The organism is Halomonas sp. ATBC28 (assembly GCF_005937175.1).
GTDB lineage: Bacteria > Pseudomonadota > Gammaproteobacteria > Pseudomonadales > Halomonadaceae > Vreelandella > Vreelandella titanicae.
Genome location: NZ_VCQL01000002.1, coordinates 302879 through 320881, shown reverse-complemented (window position 1 = coordinate 320881; position 18003 = coordinate 302879). Strand labels below are relative to the sequence as shown.

Genomic DNA, 18003 nt, shown 5'->3' with positions numbered 1-18003 from the left:
TAGTTTCCTATCGGATTAGTTTTATTATGCGTCGCGTCTGACCGCAGCCTTTAATGCCGGGCCCAACCGTTCTAGCACCATGAGCACGATCAGCGCCGAGGAAAAGGGTATAGCGCCATATACCCATGCTTTAGAGATGCGCAACGCTTCAGTGAACGAGGTCATACCCTGTTGTGTTAGCAGAACGCCCTGCCACAACATGATGCCGAAGAAGACTAGCGTCACCATCAGCACAATCACCGCGTTCCAGCGACCGAGCCAGCCTGGCAGCATTTCGCTCACCACGGTGAAAGCGATGTGCGAGTGCTGGTGATAAGCGGCAACGCTGCCGAGAAAGACCAGCCAGACCAGGATGATGTTCGGCACTTCAGTCCCCCAATAAAGAGAAGACTGAAGGAAGTAGCGATAGACAACGCCCAGCGTGACGACAGCCACTAGCGCAGCCAGCAGTAGGCCGATCAGGATCTTCAGGATCCGGCTAATCAGTTCCATGGTTTCAATCCTGGCCAGCGGTGCGGACGGCTTCAATTAGATCGGCGCCAATGCGATCCTCATAGGCTGCCCATGAAGCCTCGGCACCAACGCGAAAACTCTCACGATCCACATCTGAAACGATGGTCATACCACGGTCGGACAGTTCATTCACCAACGCTTCGTTAGCTTCACGTGTAGCTTGCACCTGAGCATCACGACTGATCGTCGCTGCTTCCATGACGGCTTCTTGCAAATCGGAGTCTAAGCCTTCCCAAAAGCGGGCAGACACAATGAACTCCGATGGGATCGAGGCATGCTCAGTCAGCGAAAGCGTGTCCTGAACCTCATCGAAACGTGAGTTAACGATAACCTCAGGTGGGTTTTCCTGCGCGTCCACTACGCCTTGCTGAAGTGCCGAGTAGAGTTCAGAAAAATCGAGCGGTGTAGGGTTTGCGCCCCATTCACGAAAGGCGATGAGCCATGGCTCGACATTCGGCACTCGGATATCGAGCCCCTCCAAGTCTTGGGCCTTGCGGATTGGTACTCCAGAAGTGGTAATGTCGCGGAAGCCCAGCTCCCCCCAACCTAGCACCTTGAAGCCATTTTCGTACATGATGTCATCTAACGTCTGCTGAACCTCACTACCACTGCGTAGGACCTCATCTAGATGGTTGGCATCTCTGTAGATCATCGGCAAATTTAGAACTTCGAGTCGCTGATCAATCTGGCCGTGGCGTCCGACTACGGCTCCTTCAATCACACCAAACTGCATACCTTCAAGGTATTCCGTCTCGGTTCCGAGTTGGGCATTCGGGAAAGCTTCGACCTCAATTTTACCTGGAGCCAAGCGTTCTAGCTCGACCGCGAAATCCTCAATCCAGGACTGGTAGCTATGAGATGTAGGCATAGAGTGTGCTACGCGAAGCGTGATCGTATCTTGTGCAGTGGCGTATTGGGTTCCCAGCGTTATTGCAACAGCAACCGCTAAGGTAAGGGGCTTCTTAAACATTTTGTTTTCCTTTGTTTTTAAGATTACTGGCGGCCTCACTGATAGAAATCTAATTCACTGACATACAGTATGTCAACAAGCAGATAAATGATCACTCAGGAGTATCTTTGCCTTATGGCAGGACGTAAGCACGGGCTCTCAATGAATGAAAAAAGCCTGCATTCAGTCTTTTCAACGGGTTAGCATTGCCTCTGCCTCTGCCTCTGCCTCTGCCTCTGCCTCTGCCTCTGCCTCTGCCTCTGCCTCTGTCTCAGACGCAACGTCATGCTCCCTGGTAAACCATGGCGTTTCGCTGAGTGACTCTGGAAGATATTGGATTGTGTAACAGGATGGCGGGTAAGTGAGGTGCTGTTAGCAGTTCCTTGGGGCTAAGCTAGTCTCTTTGCTATTGCTAGTATGAATCCGAGGTGGTTGAGCTTAGATAGAGAACGCCGCATTCAGCGAGCAAACAGGACCAATGACATGTCAGGCCTGAATTCTGCGAAACAAAGTTCAAGCCATCGTTATCGATTGGTTTGAATAGCTGAAGGGAGGGTTTAAAGACACGTACGCCGTATATAGGCAATATCACCCTTATGCGAAAAAGGGTGTCGAGCCTATGGCTGTCAATTCGGCAGGTATTAGAGCGAGGCAAGCGCCTTCACATAGTTTTCTGTCATTGCCGAGATATGCTGCTCCAAGACAATCAGAAGCTTTTCCTCGTCCCTTTCCTCGAAGGCGTTCCCGATGGCTAAATGCTCGTCATAAGCCTTCGTGCGGTAAATCTGCAGCGGCACGGAAAGGTGCGCACGAAGTGCACTAATACGCCCCGAGATCAGCTCGTAAGCTTGTCCATAATAAGGGTTACCGCAGAATTCGAAGAAAGTGGCATGAAAGGCGTCGTCAGCCTCGGTGTAGGCTAGTAACTCATCGTTGTTACGCGCGTGGCCCATGCTTTCAATTATACGGTTCAGTGCAGACGACGTTTCGGCGGGCGCACTGTTAATAGCCAGCTTCGCTGCACCCAGTTCCATTTGCCGGCGGAAGTCGACCAGCATCTCAATGTCGCTAGCATCTGGACGGAAGACAATGCTGCCTCGACGAGGTAGCACTGTAAGCAGCCCCTGGTGCTGAAGAATCGAGAAAGCCTCGCGGACAGGGGTTCTGCTAACACCCATTTCGGTCGCTACACGCTCTTCCGAAAGTATTTCTCCTAGACCAATCTTGGTGGAGATGATTGCCGCCTTCAGTTCATCCGCTACTTCCATCGCTAGAGTTCGCGGACGTTTAATGCGTCCTAAGTTCATGGTTTGCTTGCTGGGCATATTGGTCTAGTTACCCTCTTTCCGGCTTTTATAGCCCACTATAAATCGCCACTATAAAAAAAAATCTACCATTAGCATACAGTATTCAATTTCTTACGTGCCTATCTTTCCAAATACAACTCTGAAAATAAGTCGTATTGAAGTAGATCATGTCGATTTATATAGCACTCTCTGGTTGAAGCTATCATGTAACCTGAAAAGGGGAATTAGGTTGAGTTTCCTCATAGACCTGTCGTTCTGACAAGGGTTGACGTTGGTGCTTTAAGAACGAAAACGCAGCTCCCTTGCATCTGTTCGTGCTTCATGGCCCGAGCTTTATGTTACGAATTGAGCAGAAGAGGAGACCAACTGTTCAATATAATGCGTACGCAGCGGTATCACATGCGGATCGATCTGTTCGGAGGCGATGCAATCGGCGGTGAAAAAGCGAAACGCATCCACGCCCTGGAACACAAACAGGTCAACACCCGACAGTGTTTTGGCGTCCGCCTGGTGGGCGGCGTTTAACAGCTCGGTGTGGGCGGGGATGTAAACCGCATCAAAGACCCAGTGCTGGCTACTCAGCCCAGCGGTATCGATGGGGCAGCCGGGGTGATTGATGTGACCAATGGGGGAGCAGTTGACCACGCCCTGCCAATGAGGCAGTTCTCGCTGAGCCTGCTCTGGCGTGATGCACGTCGCCTTAATGCCCATCGCGTTAAGATCACGGCTGAGGCTCTCTGCCCGGGCAGTGTCATGTTCAAGAATATTGATGTGGCTAACGGCAAGTTCTCCCAGCGCGCACGCTACCGCACGCCCAACGCCACCGGCGCCAATCAGCAGTACCTCACCCGCGGGTTGGTCGCCGAAAGAGTGGCGGTAGGCGCTGATAAAACCGGTGTAATCGGTGTTTTCAGCGCGTAGACCGCGCTCATCGAACAGCAGCGTGTTGGCGGTGCCTACCCGGCGCACCCCTTCACCGCGGATATCGGCCAGCTGCGCGGCTCTCTCCTTAAAAGGGAAGGTGACATTGGTCCCCCGGTAGCCCTCACTGCGCAGTGCTTGGATAGCGCTGGGAAAGTCAAAACCCGTCACCCCCAGGCTGTCGACTAAATCGTAGCGCACCGGCACTCCCAATGATTCCCCCAAGCGCTCATGGAGATCGGGAGATTGTGATTTTGCTATACCCTCGCCTACTAGCCCCAGTTTGATCATGCTTGGCTCTCCCCCTTGTCTTGATGACGACTGCTAATAGCCGCTTCCAAACGCTGTTGCGCGGTGACGCGTACAAAGGCGTTCGGCGCCCCGAGCCCTTGGTAACCTTCCCGCTGCACCAGCTCGAAGAAGAACGCCTGGCGGCCGGGTTGGGTATATAGCTGATGGAAGTCACCGTCGCTGTCCTGATCAAAGAGGATGTGGTGTTCTTGCATCCATTGCAGGGTTTGCGCCGGTAGGTCGAAGCGCGCGGCCAGGTCGCGGTAGTAGTTACCGGGAATCGGCAGCACCGGCGTGCCCGCCTGCTGCAGTGCTGCGCTGGTGTCGCGCATGGCGTTGGTGCGCAGGGCGACATGATGAACCCCCGAGCCGCCGTATTGGCGCACGAAGCGGTTGCTGGCGGTATCCGGCGAGGCGCTGGCGTTAAGCGCCAAGCGAAAGCGGCCATTGTTGTTCTGCAGCACCTGGCTTTGGATCAGTCCGCGTGGGTCGGTGACATCGAAGGAGGGCGTTGGCGCCAGCTGGAAAATAGCGCGGTACTGCAGCATCAGCGAGAGGTAGTCGTGGTAGGAGAGTGCCACGCTGATATGGTCGATATCCACCAGCGAACCTTGGGGAACCGGCTGCACATCGACAGGAAACTCACGATCCCAGGTACGGCTTAGCTGCGAGTCATCGATAATATAGGAGAGGCTGCCATCCACATTGCGCAGTGCGCTCATGCGGTGGCTGGCACCGACTTCTTCAGGCTCGACGATAGCGTAACCCAGTTTGTCCGCCCGCTTGAACGCTTCATAAGCGTTGCCGACGCGCAGGCCGATGGCAGTAATGGCGGTCGCGTCACGCCCCGGCACACGGCCGGTGAAACTCGAATCGGTATTGAGCACCAGGTTGACGTCGCCCGCGGCCCAGCGCTCGGCGTTAAGCGTGTGGTGGCGCCCCACGCAGGCCATACCCAACGCACTGAGCAGCTCGCGCAGCGGTGCTAAATCCGCAGGCTCAACGGCGATTTCCAGAAAGGCGACCGACTCGATCGGCTGTGGTGCGGGAATGCCACTGTCGCCCTGCATGCTGCGCAGCAGGTTGTAGGAACGCAGCCCATCCCGGGCCGTCTGGTCGCTGTGGCCCATGCGGAAAACATCGTTAAAGATCTCGTGGGAGAGCGGGCCGTCGTAGCGGGTCTCATCCAACATGGCCATGAATTTATCCATCTGCAGCTCGCCCTGGCCAGGGAAACAGCGGTAGTGGCGGCTCCACGACAGGTGATCCATGGAGAGACGCGGTGCATCGGCGGTCTGCACCAGAAAGATGCGATCCCCCGGAATGCGGCCAATGGTGCCCAGCTCGGTCTGGCGGGAGAAGATATGGAAGGTGTCCAACACCAGGCCGACATTAGGGTGGGCTGCACGGCGAACCACCTCCCAGCTATCGCGGTAGTCGTGAATATGCCGACCCCAGGCCAGCGCCTCATAGGCCACGCGGAGATTACGCCGCGCGGCACGCTCGCCGAGCTCATAGTAGTCATCGGCGGCGCGGCTCAATCCCGGTAGCGAATCAGGGTGGACGGTACTGCACGCCATGAGCAGATCCGTGCCGAGCTCCTCCATCAGATCAAACTTGTGCTCGGCGCGGTCAAAGGCCCGCTCCCGTGCGCGGCCCTGGAGACCCTCAAAATCGCGGAACGGCTGAAGCGTCACCAGCTTAAGGCCGCGGGAGCGAATCAACTCACCCGCTTCCCGCGGCGTGCCGGTGAACGCCGTGAGGTCATTTTCAAACAGCTCAAGCCCCTCAAAGCCGGCTTGAGCAATGGCGTCTACCTTCTCTTCCAGTGATCCGCTTAGGCAAACCGTGGCAATGGATGAGTACATGGCATCACGCTCCTTACATTGAATAGCATCAGTAACCCGCCAGTCGCGGCAGGAAGGTGACCAGTGCGGGGACGAAAGTAATCAGCAGCAGAATCAAAAACTGCACGCCCAGCATCGGCAGAATGCGGCGGATAATCGGCCCCATTCCCACGCCGGAGACGGAGTCGGCAACAAACAGGCAGAGCCCCATGGGCGGTGTGATCAGCCCCATCATCAGGTTGAAGATCACCACGATGCCGAAGTGCAGCGGGTCGATACCCAGCGCCATGGCGATGGGGTGAAGGATGGGTACCAGTACCAAAATGGCCGCGATGCCCTCCAAAAACAGCCCCACCACCAGTAGCAGGAGAATGACGGCAATCAGGAAAGTCCACTGGGTGTCGATGCTCATCAGCGCCCACTCGGTGAGCATGTTGGGCACGCGCTCGAAGGTTAATACCCAGTTGGCTGCGGCAACGGCCCCCATGATGACCATGATCACGGCGCTGTCGCGCATGGCCCGGGCGAAGATGCCAGGCAGATTCACCAGTTTGATATTGCGGTAGAGCACCACGCCCAGAATCAGCGCGTAGACCACGGCAAAGGCTGCCGCCTCGGTGGGCGTGACGATACCGGAAAGAATGGCCCCGACCACAAACACTGGCATGAGCGCAGGCAGCAGGCCGTGGAGAAGGGCGTGGCGGCGCGACTGCTGTTTTGACTGGGTGGCGCCAAGGTCACCGGCAAAAAAGTAGACGTAGACGGAGAGCCCCAATGCCAGCAAAAAGCCCGGCACGATACCAGCCAAAAACAGTCCCGGTACCGACACACCCGACACCGTCAGTGCATAGATAATCACCGGAATACTGGGTGGAATAATCGGGCCAATGACCGAAGAGGCAGCTGTGAGCGCAGCGGCAAAATCCCGGGGGTAGCCCTCTTTTTCCATTGACGGTATAAACACCCGCCCTAACGCGGAGGTGTCGGCAATCGCCGAACCGGAAAGACCCGCAAAAATCACCGAGGCCCAGATATTGACGTGTGCCAGCCCCGCCTTTAGGCGGCCGACAATGGCGGTGGCCAGGTTAATAATTCGATGGGTGATACCCGCTTCGTTCATCAGCTCGCCGGCCAGAATAAACAGCGGTATGGCCAGCAGTGGGAAGGACTCCATACCGCCGAAAAACTGCTGCGAGACGATACGGATGTGGTAGGGCAAATCGCCGGTACTCATTAACACCGTCAATGAGCCGAGGATGGCAAAGGCAAACGGCACCCCGAGCAGTACGAGGGCTAAAAGTAGTATAAAAATCATGATGAAGCCTCCTCACCACGCTGATCACACAGACGCAGCGCGCCCATTACCAGTGCAGAGAGACAGAGCAGCGCGCCACCGATGAGCATGGAGGCTTGAAACAGCCACATTGGCATTCCTGTGCTCGACGAGGTGCGGCCTCCGCGGGAGGCGATAAACTCAACGGCTGACACCATCAAGCCAATGCCCACTACTAGCACTATTAGGTCGACAGCCACGGCTTGCCAGCGCACCCAGCGCGGCGGCAGCAAGCGACGAATAAGGTCAAACCCGATGTGCTTGTCCTGTAGGTACGCCCAGGACATGCCAAACATCAGCCCGTAAATCATCAGGTAGATGGCGGTATCTTCTCCCCAGGTAATGGAGCCGCCAAAGGTGTATCGCGCAAAGGCATTGCCTGCGACCAGCAGAAAAATCAGCACCATGGCAAGCCCTGCCAAGCTGCCATTGAACAGGATCAGACCGCGGTGTAACCGGGCGAGAAGAGGAGACATAAGAGCACCTTCGATCGATAGTCAGGCACGCAGGGTTGCGAGTGAACCTCCGAAGGCCCACTCGCAAGCGCTTTGGTTCGGCGGGGATTAGAAGCGCGCGGAAGCCTCTTCCACAGCGGAAGAAAGGCGCTCGATCCACTCTGCGTCATCGCCAAGTTCTTCTGTCAGGTACGCCTGAACCGGTGGCTGGGCGGCTTCGCGGAAGGCCTCCATCTGCTCAGCAGTGGGCTGGGTGATCTCCATACCCTCCGCTTCCAGTTTGGTGATCCCCTCTGCCGAATTGAACTGCTGAATGGCACGGCCGGTAGTGCCGGCGACCACAGCGGCGCGCTTCACCGCGGCTTGCTCCTCTTCGCTAAGCGACTGAAATATCTCATCGTTGATCAGCAGGTGATCCACGCCGTAAACGTGACGATCCAGGGTCAAATAATCCTGAAACTCATAGAAGTTATTGCCGTAGATCACTGAGATGGGGTTCTCCTGGCCATCGACTACGCCGGTGGCAAGGGCCGTTGGCACCTCTCCCCAGGCGATGCCCTGAGGCTCTCCACCTAAAGCACTGACCATTTCCAAGTAGAGCGGAATAGTCTGCACGCGGAACTTCAGGCCCTGCATATCCTCAGGCGAGTTGATCGGGCGCACGGAGTTGGTGAAGTGGCGGAAGCCCGTTTCGCCGTAAGCCAGTGTGCGTAGGCCAGTCTGTTGCAAGCAGTGTTCGGCTAGTGCTGTACCAAACTCGCCGTCCATTACTTGCCACGCCACTGGCGCTGACGGGAAGGTGTAAGGGATATCCGTTACGGCGACCGCCGGGCAGAAATTAGCGTAGGCGCCGGAGACCATCGCAATGCTGATGGTGCCATCCTGGGCGCCTTCAATCAGCTCGGTTTCACCGCCTAGTGAGCCAGCGGGGTAGAGCTCCACGGTGAGATCAGTTTCGGCTTCCACCAGGTTTTTAAACACCTGACCAGCTGCGCCTTTTTTCGAAGTAGTCCAGTCATCTGGGTCAACGTGGGCGAAGCGTAGCGTCTGGGCAGAGGCGTTTGCGGCAGTCACTAGCGTGGCAGCGGCGATGGTGGCTGCTAGCGTGCGCTTCATGGACGTTTGTTTTAGTGCAAACAGTGGGTGTAGAGACATTGTTGTTGTCCTCTTATTGGGCCGTTGTCATGGGGTCTGGAGAAGCCTTCGGTCTTGGCGTGCTTGGCTCTTCCATCCTTTCCTGAGTAACAATGTACGAAATGGTACGTTCAGTCAAGCTATGGCATACTAGACAAAAGACGACCACGACAATAAAAGGCACGCTCTATGACAGCCCCTTCGACCAAGGCCAACCCCCCTGCCGCGCGGCGACGGCGTAAAAATGATCCCGAATCCGTGCGCGCCGATATTCTTGCGGTGGCTACCCGCGAATTCTCAGAAAAAGGCCTCTCTGGGGCCCGGATCGATGAGATTGCCGAGAAAACACGCGCCTCTAAGCGCATGATTTACTACTACTTTAATGATAAAGAGACACTCTACCTACACACCTTGGAAGCCGCCTACCAGAAAGTGCGCCTGCAGGAGGCCGAGCTGGATCTTGACCACCTGGCCCCGCTCGAGGCGCTTAGCCGACTGGTGCGTTTTACCTTCTGCCACCACGCCAAAAACCCTGACTTTATTCGCCTGGTAATGATCGAAAATATTCATCATGGCCGCTTTTTAGCGCAGTCAGAGTTGATTCAATCACTCAATGCCGGGGTGATTGATGTACTCACCAACGTCTATATCCGCGGTGTAGAAGAGGGTTGTTTTCGTGAAGGCTTGGATCCTCGGGAACTGCACTGGCTGATTAGCGCGCTGTCGTTTTTCAATGTCTCAAACCAGCACACCTTTTCGCGGATTTTTGATTGGCACCAAGCCGCGCCTGAGAACCAGCAAAAATTAGAGGAGCATGTTACCGAGATGGTGCTGCGTTACGTGCGTCCTGAATAAGCAACGCCTCAATTGTAGTCAAGAGTCAGCACATGTTGATCCGCAAGCTTGCCTTCCGAAGCAGGGCGACGCTTGTGAGTTCACGCCTACCTAGTTAACGTACAGTTCGAATAGCGAACATATGTACAATTTTGTCTTGAGCCATGCTTTTTGAGCTATTTTTAGGCTCAGGACAGCGTTAATAGGAAGCCTACCGCCATGCCCTCTGCATTTTTAAAACACCCTTTCATGAGCCAGCGAGCCGTTGCTGAGTGTGACGATGACGCCATGGTGCGTGCCATGCTGGCCTTTGAGTTGGCTCTGGCCGAGGTTCAGGAAGCCAGCGGAGCCGTGCCTAGTGGCGTTAGCCAGCAAATGCGTGAGCAGCTTGAGTGCGCCAACGTTAATGTCGCTGAGATCGCCGAGGGCATCGCCAGCGGAGGCAATGTGGCGATTCCCTTCGTTAAACAGAGCCGTGGGCTGCTCGCCGATGAGATCAAGCGCTACTGGCACCAAGGCGCGACCAGCCAGGACGTGGTCGACTCTGCGCTGATGCTGCTACTTAAGCCACGCTTGGCGGCGCTGGATGAATTACTGCTGCGCTGCCGTTCGGCGGCGGTAGCACTTATGGAGACTCACATCGACACGCCCATGGTGGGGCGCACCTTAATGCAGCAGGCGCTGCCGATCACCTTTGGGGTGAAGGTGGCTCACTGGGCAATCGGCCTGGAGCAAGCGCGCCGCCGTTTAAGCGCTGTTGAGCTTCCCGTGCAGTTTGGTGGCGCGGTGGGGGTGCACTCGGGTTGGGATAATCTCGGGCTTGAGTGGATGGACGCGCTAGCCGAGCGTTTAGGCTTGGCGGTGCCGGTGCTGCCCTGGCATACCGACCGCTACCCCATTCATGCCCTCGGCACGGCGCTAGATGCTGTCGCCGGGGCCGCTGAAAAAATCGCCCTGGATGTGTCTTTGCTCACCCAAACCGAAGTCGGCGAAGTGGCGGAACCTTCCGCGCCAGGGATGGGGGAGTCGTCATCCATGCCTCATAAGCGTAACCCTGTACGCAGCGCGCTGATTCGCGGTGCAGCGCGACAAGTGCATGGCCACACAAGCGTGTTGATCAACGCCGCCGCCCAGTCGCTGGAGCGCGGGCTAGGCGAGTGGCATGCGGAGTGGGCGCCGCTGATGGAGAGCGCTCTGCTGGTAGAGGGCGCGCTAGAGCAGGTGGCCGTGCTGCTGGAGGGGCTTGAGGTGTACCCCGACAACATGTGGCGCAACCTGGCGGCCACCGGTGGCGGCATTATGGCCGAGCCCGTCGCACGCTTGCTGGCACCTACGCTAGGCGTGGAAAAAGCCAAAGCGGTTAGCGCGGAAGCGGCTGAAACCTCACGCCGGGAAGCACGCCCCTATTCAGAGGTGCTGGCCGAGCATCCTGAGGTGAAAGGGGCCGTAGACCCCGATGCGCTGAGTAACGCCTGCGACCCCGCTTTATACCTTGGTAGCAGCGCCGCCCAGGTCACTCGTGCCAAAAAATGGTTAGCAGCGCAATAAGCGTATTTAAAAACAAAGCGTTACGTTTAGGTTTGGCGTGGTGGGTGGATTCAGCAGGGTAATTAGGTAAGCACCAATGGGTTTGACCCTATTAGCGTTCAGCAGTAGATTGTTCGTATAGAGGATCTATGTTCGCTTAACGAACATTTCTGCTAATCGCTAAGAGGCACCCATCATGGCCGAGTTTCTCAGCTTGCATGACGCGGTAGCGCGCTACGTCGAAGACGGCGCCACCGTGGCCATGGAAGGTTTTACCCATCTAATTCCGTTTGCCGCCGGTCACGAAGTGATCCGCCAGAAGAAGCGTGACCTGACGCTGATCCGTATGACCCCCGATATTATTTACGATCAAATGATCGGTGCGGGTTGTGCCAAAAAAGTCATCTTCTCCTGGGGCGGTAACCCCGGTGTCGGCTCGCTGCACCGCCTGCGTGATGCGGTTGAGAAGGGCTGGCCGCGCAAGATCGAGATTCTGGAGCACAGCCACGCGGCCATGGCCTGCGCCTTTGAAGCGGGCGCCGCCGGACTGCCGCTGGCGGTTTTTCGCGGCTATATCGGCAGCGAGCTGCCCAGCGTCAACGATCAAATAAAATTCATCGAGTGCCCGTTTACCGGCGAACGCTTGTCCGCCGTGCCGTCGGTGCGCCCGGACGTCTCGATTATTCACGCCCAGCGGGCGGATCGTCAGGGCAACGTGCTGGTAGAAGGTATCGTTGGTGTGCAGAAAGAGGCGGTACTGGCGGCCAAACACAGTATCGTCACGGTGGAGGAGATCGTCGATGACCTCAACGCCCACCCCAACGCCTGTGTGATTCCCAGTTGGGCTATCAGCGCCATCGCGGTAGCCGAGAAAGGCGCATTGCCCTCCTATACCCACGGCTATTACGGCCGCAGCAACCGCTTCTATAAAGAGTGGGATGCCATCGCTCGGGATCGCGACACCTTCACCCAGTGGCTCAACGACAACGTCTTTAATGCCGCCGATAATGTGGGAGGCCAAGCCTAATGAGTCTGGAATACACCTCTTCTGAAATGATGTCGGTGACCGCCGCGCGGGCGCTGGAAAATGGCATGACCTGCTTTGTGGGTATCGGGCTGCCCTCGGAAGCCGCCAACCTGGCACGGCTGACCCACGCCCCCGATGTAGTACTGATTTACGAGTCCGGTACGCTGCAGACCAAGCCCGATATTCTGCCGTTATCTATTGGTGATGGCGAGCTGTGCGAATCAGCGCTGACCACCGTGGCGGTGCCGGAGATGTTCCGCTACTGGCTCCAGGGCGGCAAAGTCGACGTGGGCTTTTTAGGTACCGCGCAAATCGACCGCTTTGCTAACCTGAATACCACGCTGATCGGTGATTACAAAGCGCCCAAGGTTCGTCTGCCGGGCGGCGGCGGTGCGCCGGAAATTGCCACCAATGCTGGTGAAGTCTTTATCACCCTGAAGCACTCCAAGCGCGCCTTTGTAAAAGATGTCGACTTCGTCACCACGCTAGGCTTTGGCCGCGACGGCAAAGGCCGCGACAACGTACCCAATATCGGCAAGGGGCCCACCCGGGTAATCACCGACCTGTGCGTGATGAAGCCCGACCCTGAGACCAAAGAGCTGGTAGTCGTCTCTCTGCACCCTGGCGTTAGCCGTGAAGATGTCGTTGATGCCACTGGCTGGGAAGTCCGCTTTGCCGAGCAGCTTGAGAGCACCCCAGAGCCCAGCGAAAATGAGCTGACGATTTTGCGTGAGCTGAAAGCACGCACTGAGCGGGCCCACGCGGACGTATAAAGGAGCTATTTATGAGCGATGTTGTGATGCAAGACGTCTTTCTATGTCATCCCCGCCGCACCGCCGTGGGACGTTTTGGTGGCTCCCTGGCCAGCGTACGCCCAGATGATTTCGCCGCGACGATTTTTAAAGCCGTACTGGCAGAAGCGCCGGATCTCGACCCTGCCGCCATTGAAGAAGTCTTTATGGGCTGCGCCAACCAGGCCGGGGAAGATAACCGTAACGTGGCGCGGATGTCGTCGCTGCTGGCGGGCATTCCTACCTCAGTGCCCGGCACCACCATGAACCGCCTGTGCGGCTCGGGTATGGATGCGGTGGGTACCGCGTTTCGCGCCATTAAAGCGGGTGAGATGGAGCTGGCGCTGGCAGGCGGCGTGGAGTCCATGTCTCGCGCGCCCTACGTGATGGGCAAGGCCGATAGCGCTTTCGCCCGCAATCAAAAACTCGAAGACACCACCATTGGCTGGCGCTTGGTCAACCCGCTGATGAAGAAAGCCTACGGTATCGATTCCATGCCGGAGACCGCAGAGAACGTCGCCGAGCAGTTCAATATCTCGCGGGAAGACCAGGACGCCTTTGCCCTGCGCTCCCAGCAGAAAGCCGCGGCTGCCCAAAAAGCGAGGCGCTTTGCCCAAGAGATCACCGCCATCGAGATCCCGCGCCGCAAGCAGGAGCCGCTGATCTTTGACCAGGATGAGCATCTGCGGGAAACCACGTTGGAAAAACTGGCAGGTTTGCCCACGCCCTTCCGTGAAGGCGGCAGCGTTACCGCGGGCAACGCTTCTGGCGTCAACGACGGTGCGGCGGCGATGCTGGTGGCCAGCGAAGCGGCGGTTAAACAGCATGGTCTTAAGCCGATGGCGAAAATCATCGGCATGGCCACGGCAGGCGTTGAGCCGCGCATTATGGGCTATGGCCCGGTACCGGCAGTGCAGAAGCTACTCAAGCGCACCGGCATCTCGATGGATGAGATCGATGTGTTTGAGTTTAACGAAGCGTTCGCCGCCCAGGCGTTAGCCTGTATGCGCGACCTGGGTCTTAAAGACGACGACCCACGGGTTAACCCCAACGGTGGCGCGATTGCGCTGGGGCACCCGCTGGGCATGTCCGGTGCGCGCCTGTTAATGACCGCTGCCCATGAGCTGCAAAACAGCGGCAAGCGCTACGCGCTGTGCACCATGTGTGTAGGTGTTGGCCAAGGTATCGCAACGCTGATTGAGCGGGTTTAACGGAGGCTTTATGGCATTTCACACAATCAATGGCCGCAGCGTGGCCTACCGGCTGCTCGGCGCTGAAAGCAATCCTCTGGTGGTGCTGGCGCACCCCCTGGGCATGAGCCAAGCGGTGTGGGATGACGTGATTCCCGCGCTGCTGTCTCGTTACCGAGTATTGACCTGGGATCTGCCTGGCCACGGTGCCAGTCAAGCGGTGAGCGGCGAACAAATCACTCCCGCAGACCTAGCCGCCGAGGCCTTGGCATTGGTGGAACTTGCGGGCGCACAGCGCTTCCACTTTGCCGGGACGTCCATTGGCGGTGTCGTCGGCCAACAGTTGATTGCTGCGCATAGCGACCGCTTGCTCTCCGCTACGCTGACCAACACCGGCGCAGTGATTGGTAATCCGGATCTCTGGAACACCCGTGCAGGCCGCGTACGTCAGGAAGGTTTGGCGGCGATGTCCCAAGAGATTGTGCCGCGCTGGTTTGCCCCGGCAGCCTTTGAGGCAAGCCCGGCGCTGAAAGCGGGCTGGTGCATCCAAATGGGCCGTGGCGACGATGAGTCCTACGCTCAGCTGTGTGAGATGCTCGGCCGCGATACGTTCACCGGCAAATTAGCTGCTAAGAACGTTAAGGTGCAGTTATTTGGTGGCAGCGAAGATATGGCCACGCCGCCCGCGACGCTGGAAGCCCTGGCAGCGGAGTTCGATGACGCACCGCTAGAGATTTTTGACGGCGTGGGTCATGTGCCTGCGGTAGAAGCCCCGGCACTATTTGCTGAAAAACTACTAGCCGTATTGGCGACTGATTTAGGCGACGTGGCCAACCACGGCGTTGCTTACGCCACTGGCCTAGAGACCCGCAAGCAGGTGTTGGGCGAAGAGCACGTGGCGCGCTCCACCGCCAACGCCAACAGCTTGGACGCGCCCTTCCAACAGATGATTACTCGCCTGGCCTGGGGCGAGCTGTGGAGCAATGATGATCTCACGCGGCGCGAGCGCAGCATGATCACCACCGGGATTCTCGCCGCGCTTGGCCGTGAAGAGTTAATGCTGCACTTGAAAACCGCCAAGCGGATTGGCCTAACCCAGGCTGAGCTGCGCCAAGTGTTGATGCATGTGGCGATTTACGGCGGCGTCCCGGCAGCCAATCATGCTTTTGCCTTGGCTAAAGAGCTGGGTTGGGGTGAGTCGTTGAGTTAACGCTCGCCGGTGATGTTCTGACACGCTATCCTCATAACCTAAAGGTTATGAGGATGTTTTTTTATGCTGAACGCACGGATTAAGCTGCGTCATCTACAGGCGTTTCTTGAGGTGGCGCGCCAGCGCAGTTTTGCCCGCGCCGCTGAACGGCTCGCCATTAGCCAGCCGGGTATCTCTAAAACCATCCGTGAGCTGGAAGATACGCTTGCCGTTTCTCTGTTTGAGCGCACCCCGCTTGGCGTTTCACTCAGCCAAGCGGGGCTCACGCTACTTCGCCATGCGGGGCCGGCGGTACGTGCCTTGGAAGAGGGCGTGGATGCCCTCCAATCACAGCAAAAAGGTGCTGACTGGCTACGTATTGGGGCACTTTCTACCGTAGAAAGCCAATTAGTACCTGAGGCACTGCAGCGCTGGCAATCCAATACCACGACCGAGCGGGGGGCGCAGGTGCTAACGGGTACCAGCGCCTTTTTGCTTTCTCGTTTACGTCGTGGGGAGCTGGATGTTGTGGTCGGGCGAATGACCGAGGCTCGGGAAATCCATGACCTGAGTTTTGAACACCTCTACTACGAACGCCTCCAACTGGTCGTCCGCCATAATCATCCTCTCTTGGCACTGCCAACGCTCACCGCCGAAAGCATCAGCACCTACCCTTGGGTTGTCCCACCGCCGCAAACTACGCTGCGCCACCAAGTCGATAGCTTCTGTGTTCGGCATGCCATTGTACTGCCACCTCAGCGCATTGAGACGCTTTCGCTGGCACTTGGCCAGCGCTATGCGCTAACCGGCGATGCCATTTGGATAGCACCGGAAGAAGCAGTACGCACCGTAATTGGGAGCAGCGAGCTGTGCGAGCTGGCGCTGCCCCTGGAGCAGCATGGTGGCTCCGTTGGGATATGTAGTAATCGCTCACTGCGTCCCACGCTTGCCGCCGAGGCGTTTTGTGAAGCGCTGCGTGAAGTCGCTGCTGACGTGGTGGCAGGGCATCGTGATAAAAACCATAACCAATAGGTTATGAGGGTAAGATAAGTTATCAATAGTCAGCTCGAGCGTTAAAAAGGACACTCTCTAAGTAGGACATTACGTCCACCTGTTTAGCTTAGCGAGATATCCATATGCAAAATGACAATAAACGCTTTGTAGCCCGTGACCGCAACTGGCATCCACCTGCCTATGCGCCGGGCTATAAGACCTCGGTGGCGCGCTCGCCCCAGCAGGCGCTGGTAAGTATGCAGCAGCCCACGGCATCTGAGTTGACCGGCCCGGATTTCAGCCACCTACGCATGAGGCCCCACGATAACGACCTGCTGCTGAACTTTCGCCAGGACCCAAGCCAGGGCGGGCTACCCCAGGGCGAGCGGATTATCATGTTTGGTCGAGTGGTCGATCAATTTGGTAAGCCGATACCCCACACCCTGGTTGAGATGTGGCAGGCCAACGCGGGTGGCCGCTACCGGCATAAAAACGATAAGTATCTGGCGCCGTTAGATCCTAATTTCGGTGGAGTGGGGCGCTGTTTGACCGATGAGCAGGGAATGTACCGCTTCCGTACTATTAAGCCCGGCCCCTACCCTTGGCCTAACGATATGAACAGCTGGCGCCCCGCGCATATTCATGTATCAGTCACCGGGCCTTCAATCTCCACCCGGCTGATTACCCAGATGTACTTTGAAGGCGACCCACTGATTCCCCTCTGCCCCATCGTGCATACGCTGAAAGACCCGCTTGCGGTGGAAACCATGATTGGGCGACTGGATATGGCTCACAGCAAGCCGATGGACTGCTTAGCCTATCGCTTTGATGTGGTGGTGCGCGGCGAGCTGCAGACCTATTTTGAAAATCAATAAGGGCAGGGGACAACATCATGAATCAGCCTAACAGCCAGCCGACCAGCGAATTGATGCTGCGTGAAACCGCCTCACAAACTGCTGGCCCCTATGTGCATATCGGGCTTGCTCTCGCGGCAGCGGGCAATCCCGTGCGGAATGAAGAGATCTGGAACGAGATGGCCAAGCCCGACGCCGAAGGCGAGCATATCGAAGTGGTGGGTATCGTCATCGATGGCAACGGCGACCTGGTGCGCGATGCTTTTGTTGAAGCATGGCAGGCCGATGCTAATGGCGACTACCAAGCCGATTACGATCTAAAAAAGCCGTTTAATAGCTTTGGCCGCACCGCTACCACCTTCGATCACGGCAGCGAGTGGTCGCTAACCACCATCAAACCCGGCGCAGTGAAGCACCCCAGCGGCCAGCTAATGGCCCCGCACATTAACCTGACGCTGTTTGCCCGAGGGGTGAACATTCACCTGCAAACACGGCTCTATTTTGAAGATGAAGCTGAAGCCAACGCCCAATGCCCGGTGCTTTCGCGGATCGAGTCACCGGCGCGCCGCCAAACGCTGATCGCCAAGCGCGAAGAGGTCGATGGCAAAGTGTGTTACCGGCTGGATATTCGTTTGCAGGGCGAAGGTGAAACGGTATTTTTTGATTTTTAACCGTTCTAATCAGGTGAAGTCAGAACAAAAAGCGTTGCTCATTACTGAGTAGCGCTTTTTTATTGAGTTAAGACCATGGTCGGGGATAGATGTTGGAAAAGTCCAATTTAATGCTGCCAATGTGCCTTACTGAATGCGCTGATGAGTCGTAACACTGGGGGCATCGGCGTGGGTTTA

General features: G+C 57.0%; 17 protein-coding genes. 9 read left to right on the top strand and 8 right to left on the bottom strand.

The annotated features are described in order from the left end of the window. Positions 1 to 24 precede the first annotated feature (24 nt). From E0L35_RS03505 to E0L35_RS03470, 8 genes are all read right to left on the bottom strand, one after another. Positions 25 to 492, bottom strand: a complete 468-nt coding sequence (locus E0L35_RS03505) for a TRAP transporter small permease (protein WP_022521146.1) — start codon at positions 490 to 492, stop codon at positions 25 to 27. A 4-nt stretch (positions 493 to 496) separates the two neighbouring features. Beyond that, entirely contained in the window at positions 497 to 1483 is a 987-nt protein-coding gene (locus E0L35_RS03500; protein WP_022521147.1) for a TRAP transporter substrate-binding protein, read from the bottom strand. Between the two features lie 620 nt (positions 1484 to 2103). Continuing rightward, positions 2104 to 2769 carry a GntR family transcriptional regulator gene (locus E0L35_RS03495; RefSeq protein WP_158414237.1) on the bottom strand — a complete coding sequence of 222 codons (666 nt, stop codon included), beginning with the start codon at positions 2767 to 2769 and terminating at the stop codon, positions 2104 to 2106. A 333-nt stretch (positions 2770 to 3102) separates the two neighbouring features. After that, a complete protein-coding gene (locus tag E0L35_RS03490) occupies positions 3103 to 3981 on the bottom strand; it encodes a shikimate dehydrogenase (protein ID WP_022521149.1) in 879 nt (292 codons plus the stop codon). After that, positions 3978 to 5849 carry a sugar phosphate isomerase/epimerase and 4-hydroxyphenylpyruvate domain-containing protein gene (locus E0L35_RS03485; protein ID WP_138799605.1) on the bottom strand — a complete coding sequence of 624 codons (1872 nt, stop codon included), beginning with the start codon at positions 5847 to 5849 and terminating at the stop codon, positions 3978 to 3980. Before E0L35_RS03485 ends, E0L35_RS03490 begins: the two co-directional genes overlap by 4 nt. A 28-nt stretch (positions 5850 to 5877) precedes the next feature. Further along, entirely contained in the window at positions 5878 to 7143 is a 1266-nt protein-coding gene (locus tag E0L35_RS03480; RefSeq protein ID WP_171051102.1) for a TRAP transporter large permease, read from the bottom strand. Next, on the bottom strand, positions 7140 to 7637 hold the full coding sequence (locus tag E0L35_RS03475; protein ID WP_039857768.1) for a TRAP transporter small permease: 498 nt from the start codon (positions 7635 to 7637) through the stop codon (positions 7140 to 7142). Before E0L35_RS03475 ends, E0L35_RS03480 begins: the two co-directional genes overlap by 4 nt. 87 nt (positions 7638 to 7724) lie before the next feature. Next, positions 7725 to 8771, bottom strand: coding sequence for a DctP family TRAP transporter solute-binding subunit (locus tag E0L35_RS03470; protein ID WP_138799603.1), 1047 nt, complete (start codon positions 8769 to 8771; stop codon positions 7725 to 7727). Between the two features lie 168 nt (positions 8772 to 8939). On the opposite strand from E0L35_RS03470, the gene E0L35_RS03465 reads away from it, so the two are divergent. From E0L35_RS03465 to pcaG, 9 genes are all read left to right on the top strand, one after another. Beyond that, the gene (locus E0L35_RS03465) at positions 8940 to 9605 is read left to right on the top strand and encodes a TetR/AcrR family transcriptional regulator (RefSeq protein WP_138799602.1); all 666 of its coding nucleotides are present in this window, start codon (positions 8940 to 8942) and stop codon (positions 9603 to 9605) included. 198 nt (positions 9606 to 9803) lie between these two features. Beyond that, a complete protein-coding gene (locus E0L35_RS03460) occupies positions 9804 to 11132 on the top strand; it encodes an adenylosuccinate lyase family protein (protein ID WP_138799601.1) in 1329 nt (442 codons plus the stop codon). A 175-nt stretch (positions 11133 to 11307) separates the two neighbouring features. After that, positions 11308 to 12138, top strand: coding sequence for a CoA-transferase (locus tag E0L35_RS03455; protein ID WP_138799600.1), 831 nt, complete (start codon positions 11308 to 11310; stop codon positions 12136 to 12138). A gap of 5 nt (positions 12139 to 12143) precedes the next feature. After that, entirely contained in the window at positions 12144 to 12911 is a 768-nt protein-coding gene (locus tag E0L35_RS03450; RefSeq protein WP_349304628.1) for a CoA-transferase subunit beta, read from the top strand. A gap of 26 nt (positions 12912 to 12937) precedes the next feature. After that, positions 12938 to 14140 (top strand): 3-oxoadipyl-CoA thiolase, encoded by a 1203-nt coding sequence (gene pcaF, locus E0L35_RS03445; RefSeq protein ID WP_138799629.1) that lies wholly within the window; start codon positions 12938 to 12940, stop codon positions 14138 to 14140. A gap of 10 nt (positions 14141 to 14150) precedes the next feature. Beyond that, a complete protein-coding gene (locus E0L35_RS03440) occupies positions 14151 to 15329 on the top strand; it encodes an alpha/beta fold hydrolase (protein ID WP_138799598.1) in 1179 nt (392 codons plus the stop codon). Between the two features lie 63 nt (positions 15330 to 15392). Beyond that, complete coding sequence (gene pcaQ, locus E0L35_RS03435) at positions 15393 to 16340, top strand: pca operon transcription factor PcaQ (protein WP_138799597.1); 948 nt, start codon at positions 15393 to 15395, stop codon at positions 16338 to 16340. A gap of 104 nt (positions 16341 to 16444) precedes the next feature. Next, positions 16445 to 17176, top strand: coding sequence for a protocatechuate 3,4-dioxygenase subunit beta (pcaH, locus tag E0L35_RS03430; protein ID WP_138799596.1), 732 nt, complete (start codon positions 16445 to 16447; stop codon positions 17174 to 17176). Between the two features lie 17 nt (positions 17177 to 17193). Further along, positions 17194 to 17826 carry a protocatechuate 3,4-dioxygenase subunit alpha gene (gene pcaG, locus E0L35_RS03425; protein WP_171051101.1) on the top strand — a complete coding sequence of 211 codons (633 nt, stop codon included), beginning with the start codon at positions 17194 to 17196 and terminating at the stop codon, positions 17824 to 17826. Positions 17827 to 18003: the final 177 nt, after the last annotated feature.

Coding starts and splice junctions, on each gene's coding strand:
- E0L35_RS03465 (WP_138799602.1), top strand. CDS start 8,940: ATGACAGCCCCTTCGACCAAGGCCAACCCCCCTGCCGCGCGGCGACGG.
- E0L35_RS03440 (WP_138799598.1), top strand. CDS start 14,151: ATGGCATTTCACACAATCAATGGCCGCAGCGTGGCCTACCGGCTGCTC.
- E0L35_RS03480 (WP_171051102.1), bottom strand. CDS start 7,143: ATGATTTTTATACTACTTTTAGCCCTCGTACTGCTCGGGGTGCCGTTT.
- pcaF (WP_138799629.1), top strand. CDS start 12,938: ATGCAAGACGTCTTTCTATGTCATCCCCGCCGCACCGCCGTGGGACGT.
- E0L35_RS03485 (WP_138799605.1), bottom strand. CDS start 5,849: ATGTACTCATCCATTGCCACGGTTTGCCTAAGCGGATCACTGGAAGAG.
- E0L35_RS03455 (WP_138799600.1), top strand. CDS start 11,308: ATGGCCGAGTTTCTCAGCTTGCATGACGCGGTAGCGCGCTACGTCGAA.
- E0L35_RS03505 (WP_022521146.1), bottom strand. CDS start 492: ATGGAACTGATTAGCCGGATCCTGAAGATCCTGATCGGCCTACTGCTG.
- pcaG (WP_171051101.1), top strand. CDS start 17,194: ATGAATCAGCCTAACAGCCAGCCGACCAGCGAATTGATGCTGCGTGAA.
- E0L35_RS03500 (WP_022521147.1), bottom strand. CDS start 1,483: ATGTTTAAGAAGCCCCTTACCTTAGCGGTTGCTGTTGCAATAACGCTG.
- E0L35_RS03495 (WP_158414237.1), bottom strand. CDS start 2,769: ATGAACTTAGGACGCATTAAACGTCCGCGAACTCTAGCGATGGAAGTA.
- E0L35_RS03470 (WP_138799603.1), bottom strand. CDS start 8,771: ATGTCTCTACACCCACTGTTTGCACTAAAACAAACGTCCATGAAGCGC.
- pcaQ (WP_138799597.1), top strand. CDS start 15,393: ATGCTGAACGCACGGATTAAGCTGCGTCATCTACAGGCGTTTCTTGAG.
- E0L35_RS03475 (WP_039857768.1), bottom strand. CDS start 7,637: ATGTCTCCTCTTCTCGCCCGGTTACACCGCGGTCTGATCCTGTTCAAT.
- pcaH (WP_138799596.1), top strand. CDS start 16,445: ATGCAAAATGACAATAAACGCTTTGTAGCCCGTGACCGCAACTGGCAT.
- E0L35_RS03490 (WP_022521149.1), bottom strand. CDS start 3,981: ATGATCAAACTGGGGCTAGTAGGCGAGGGTATAGCAAAATCACAATCT.
- E0L35_RS03460 (WP_138799601.1), top strand. CDS start 9,804: ATGCCCTCTGCATTTTTAAAACACCCTTTCATGAGCCAGCGAGCCGTT.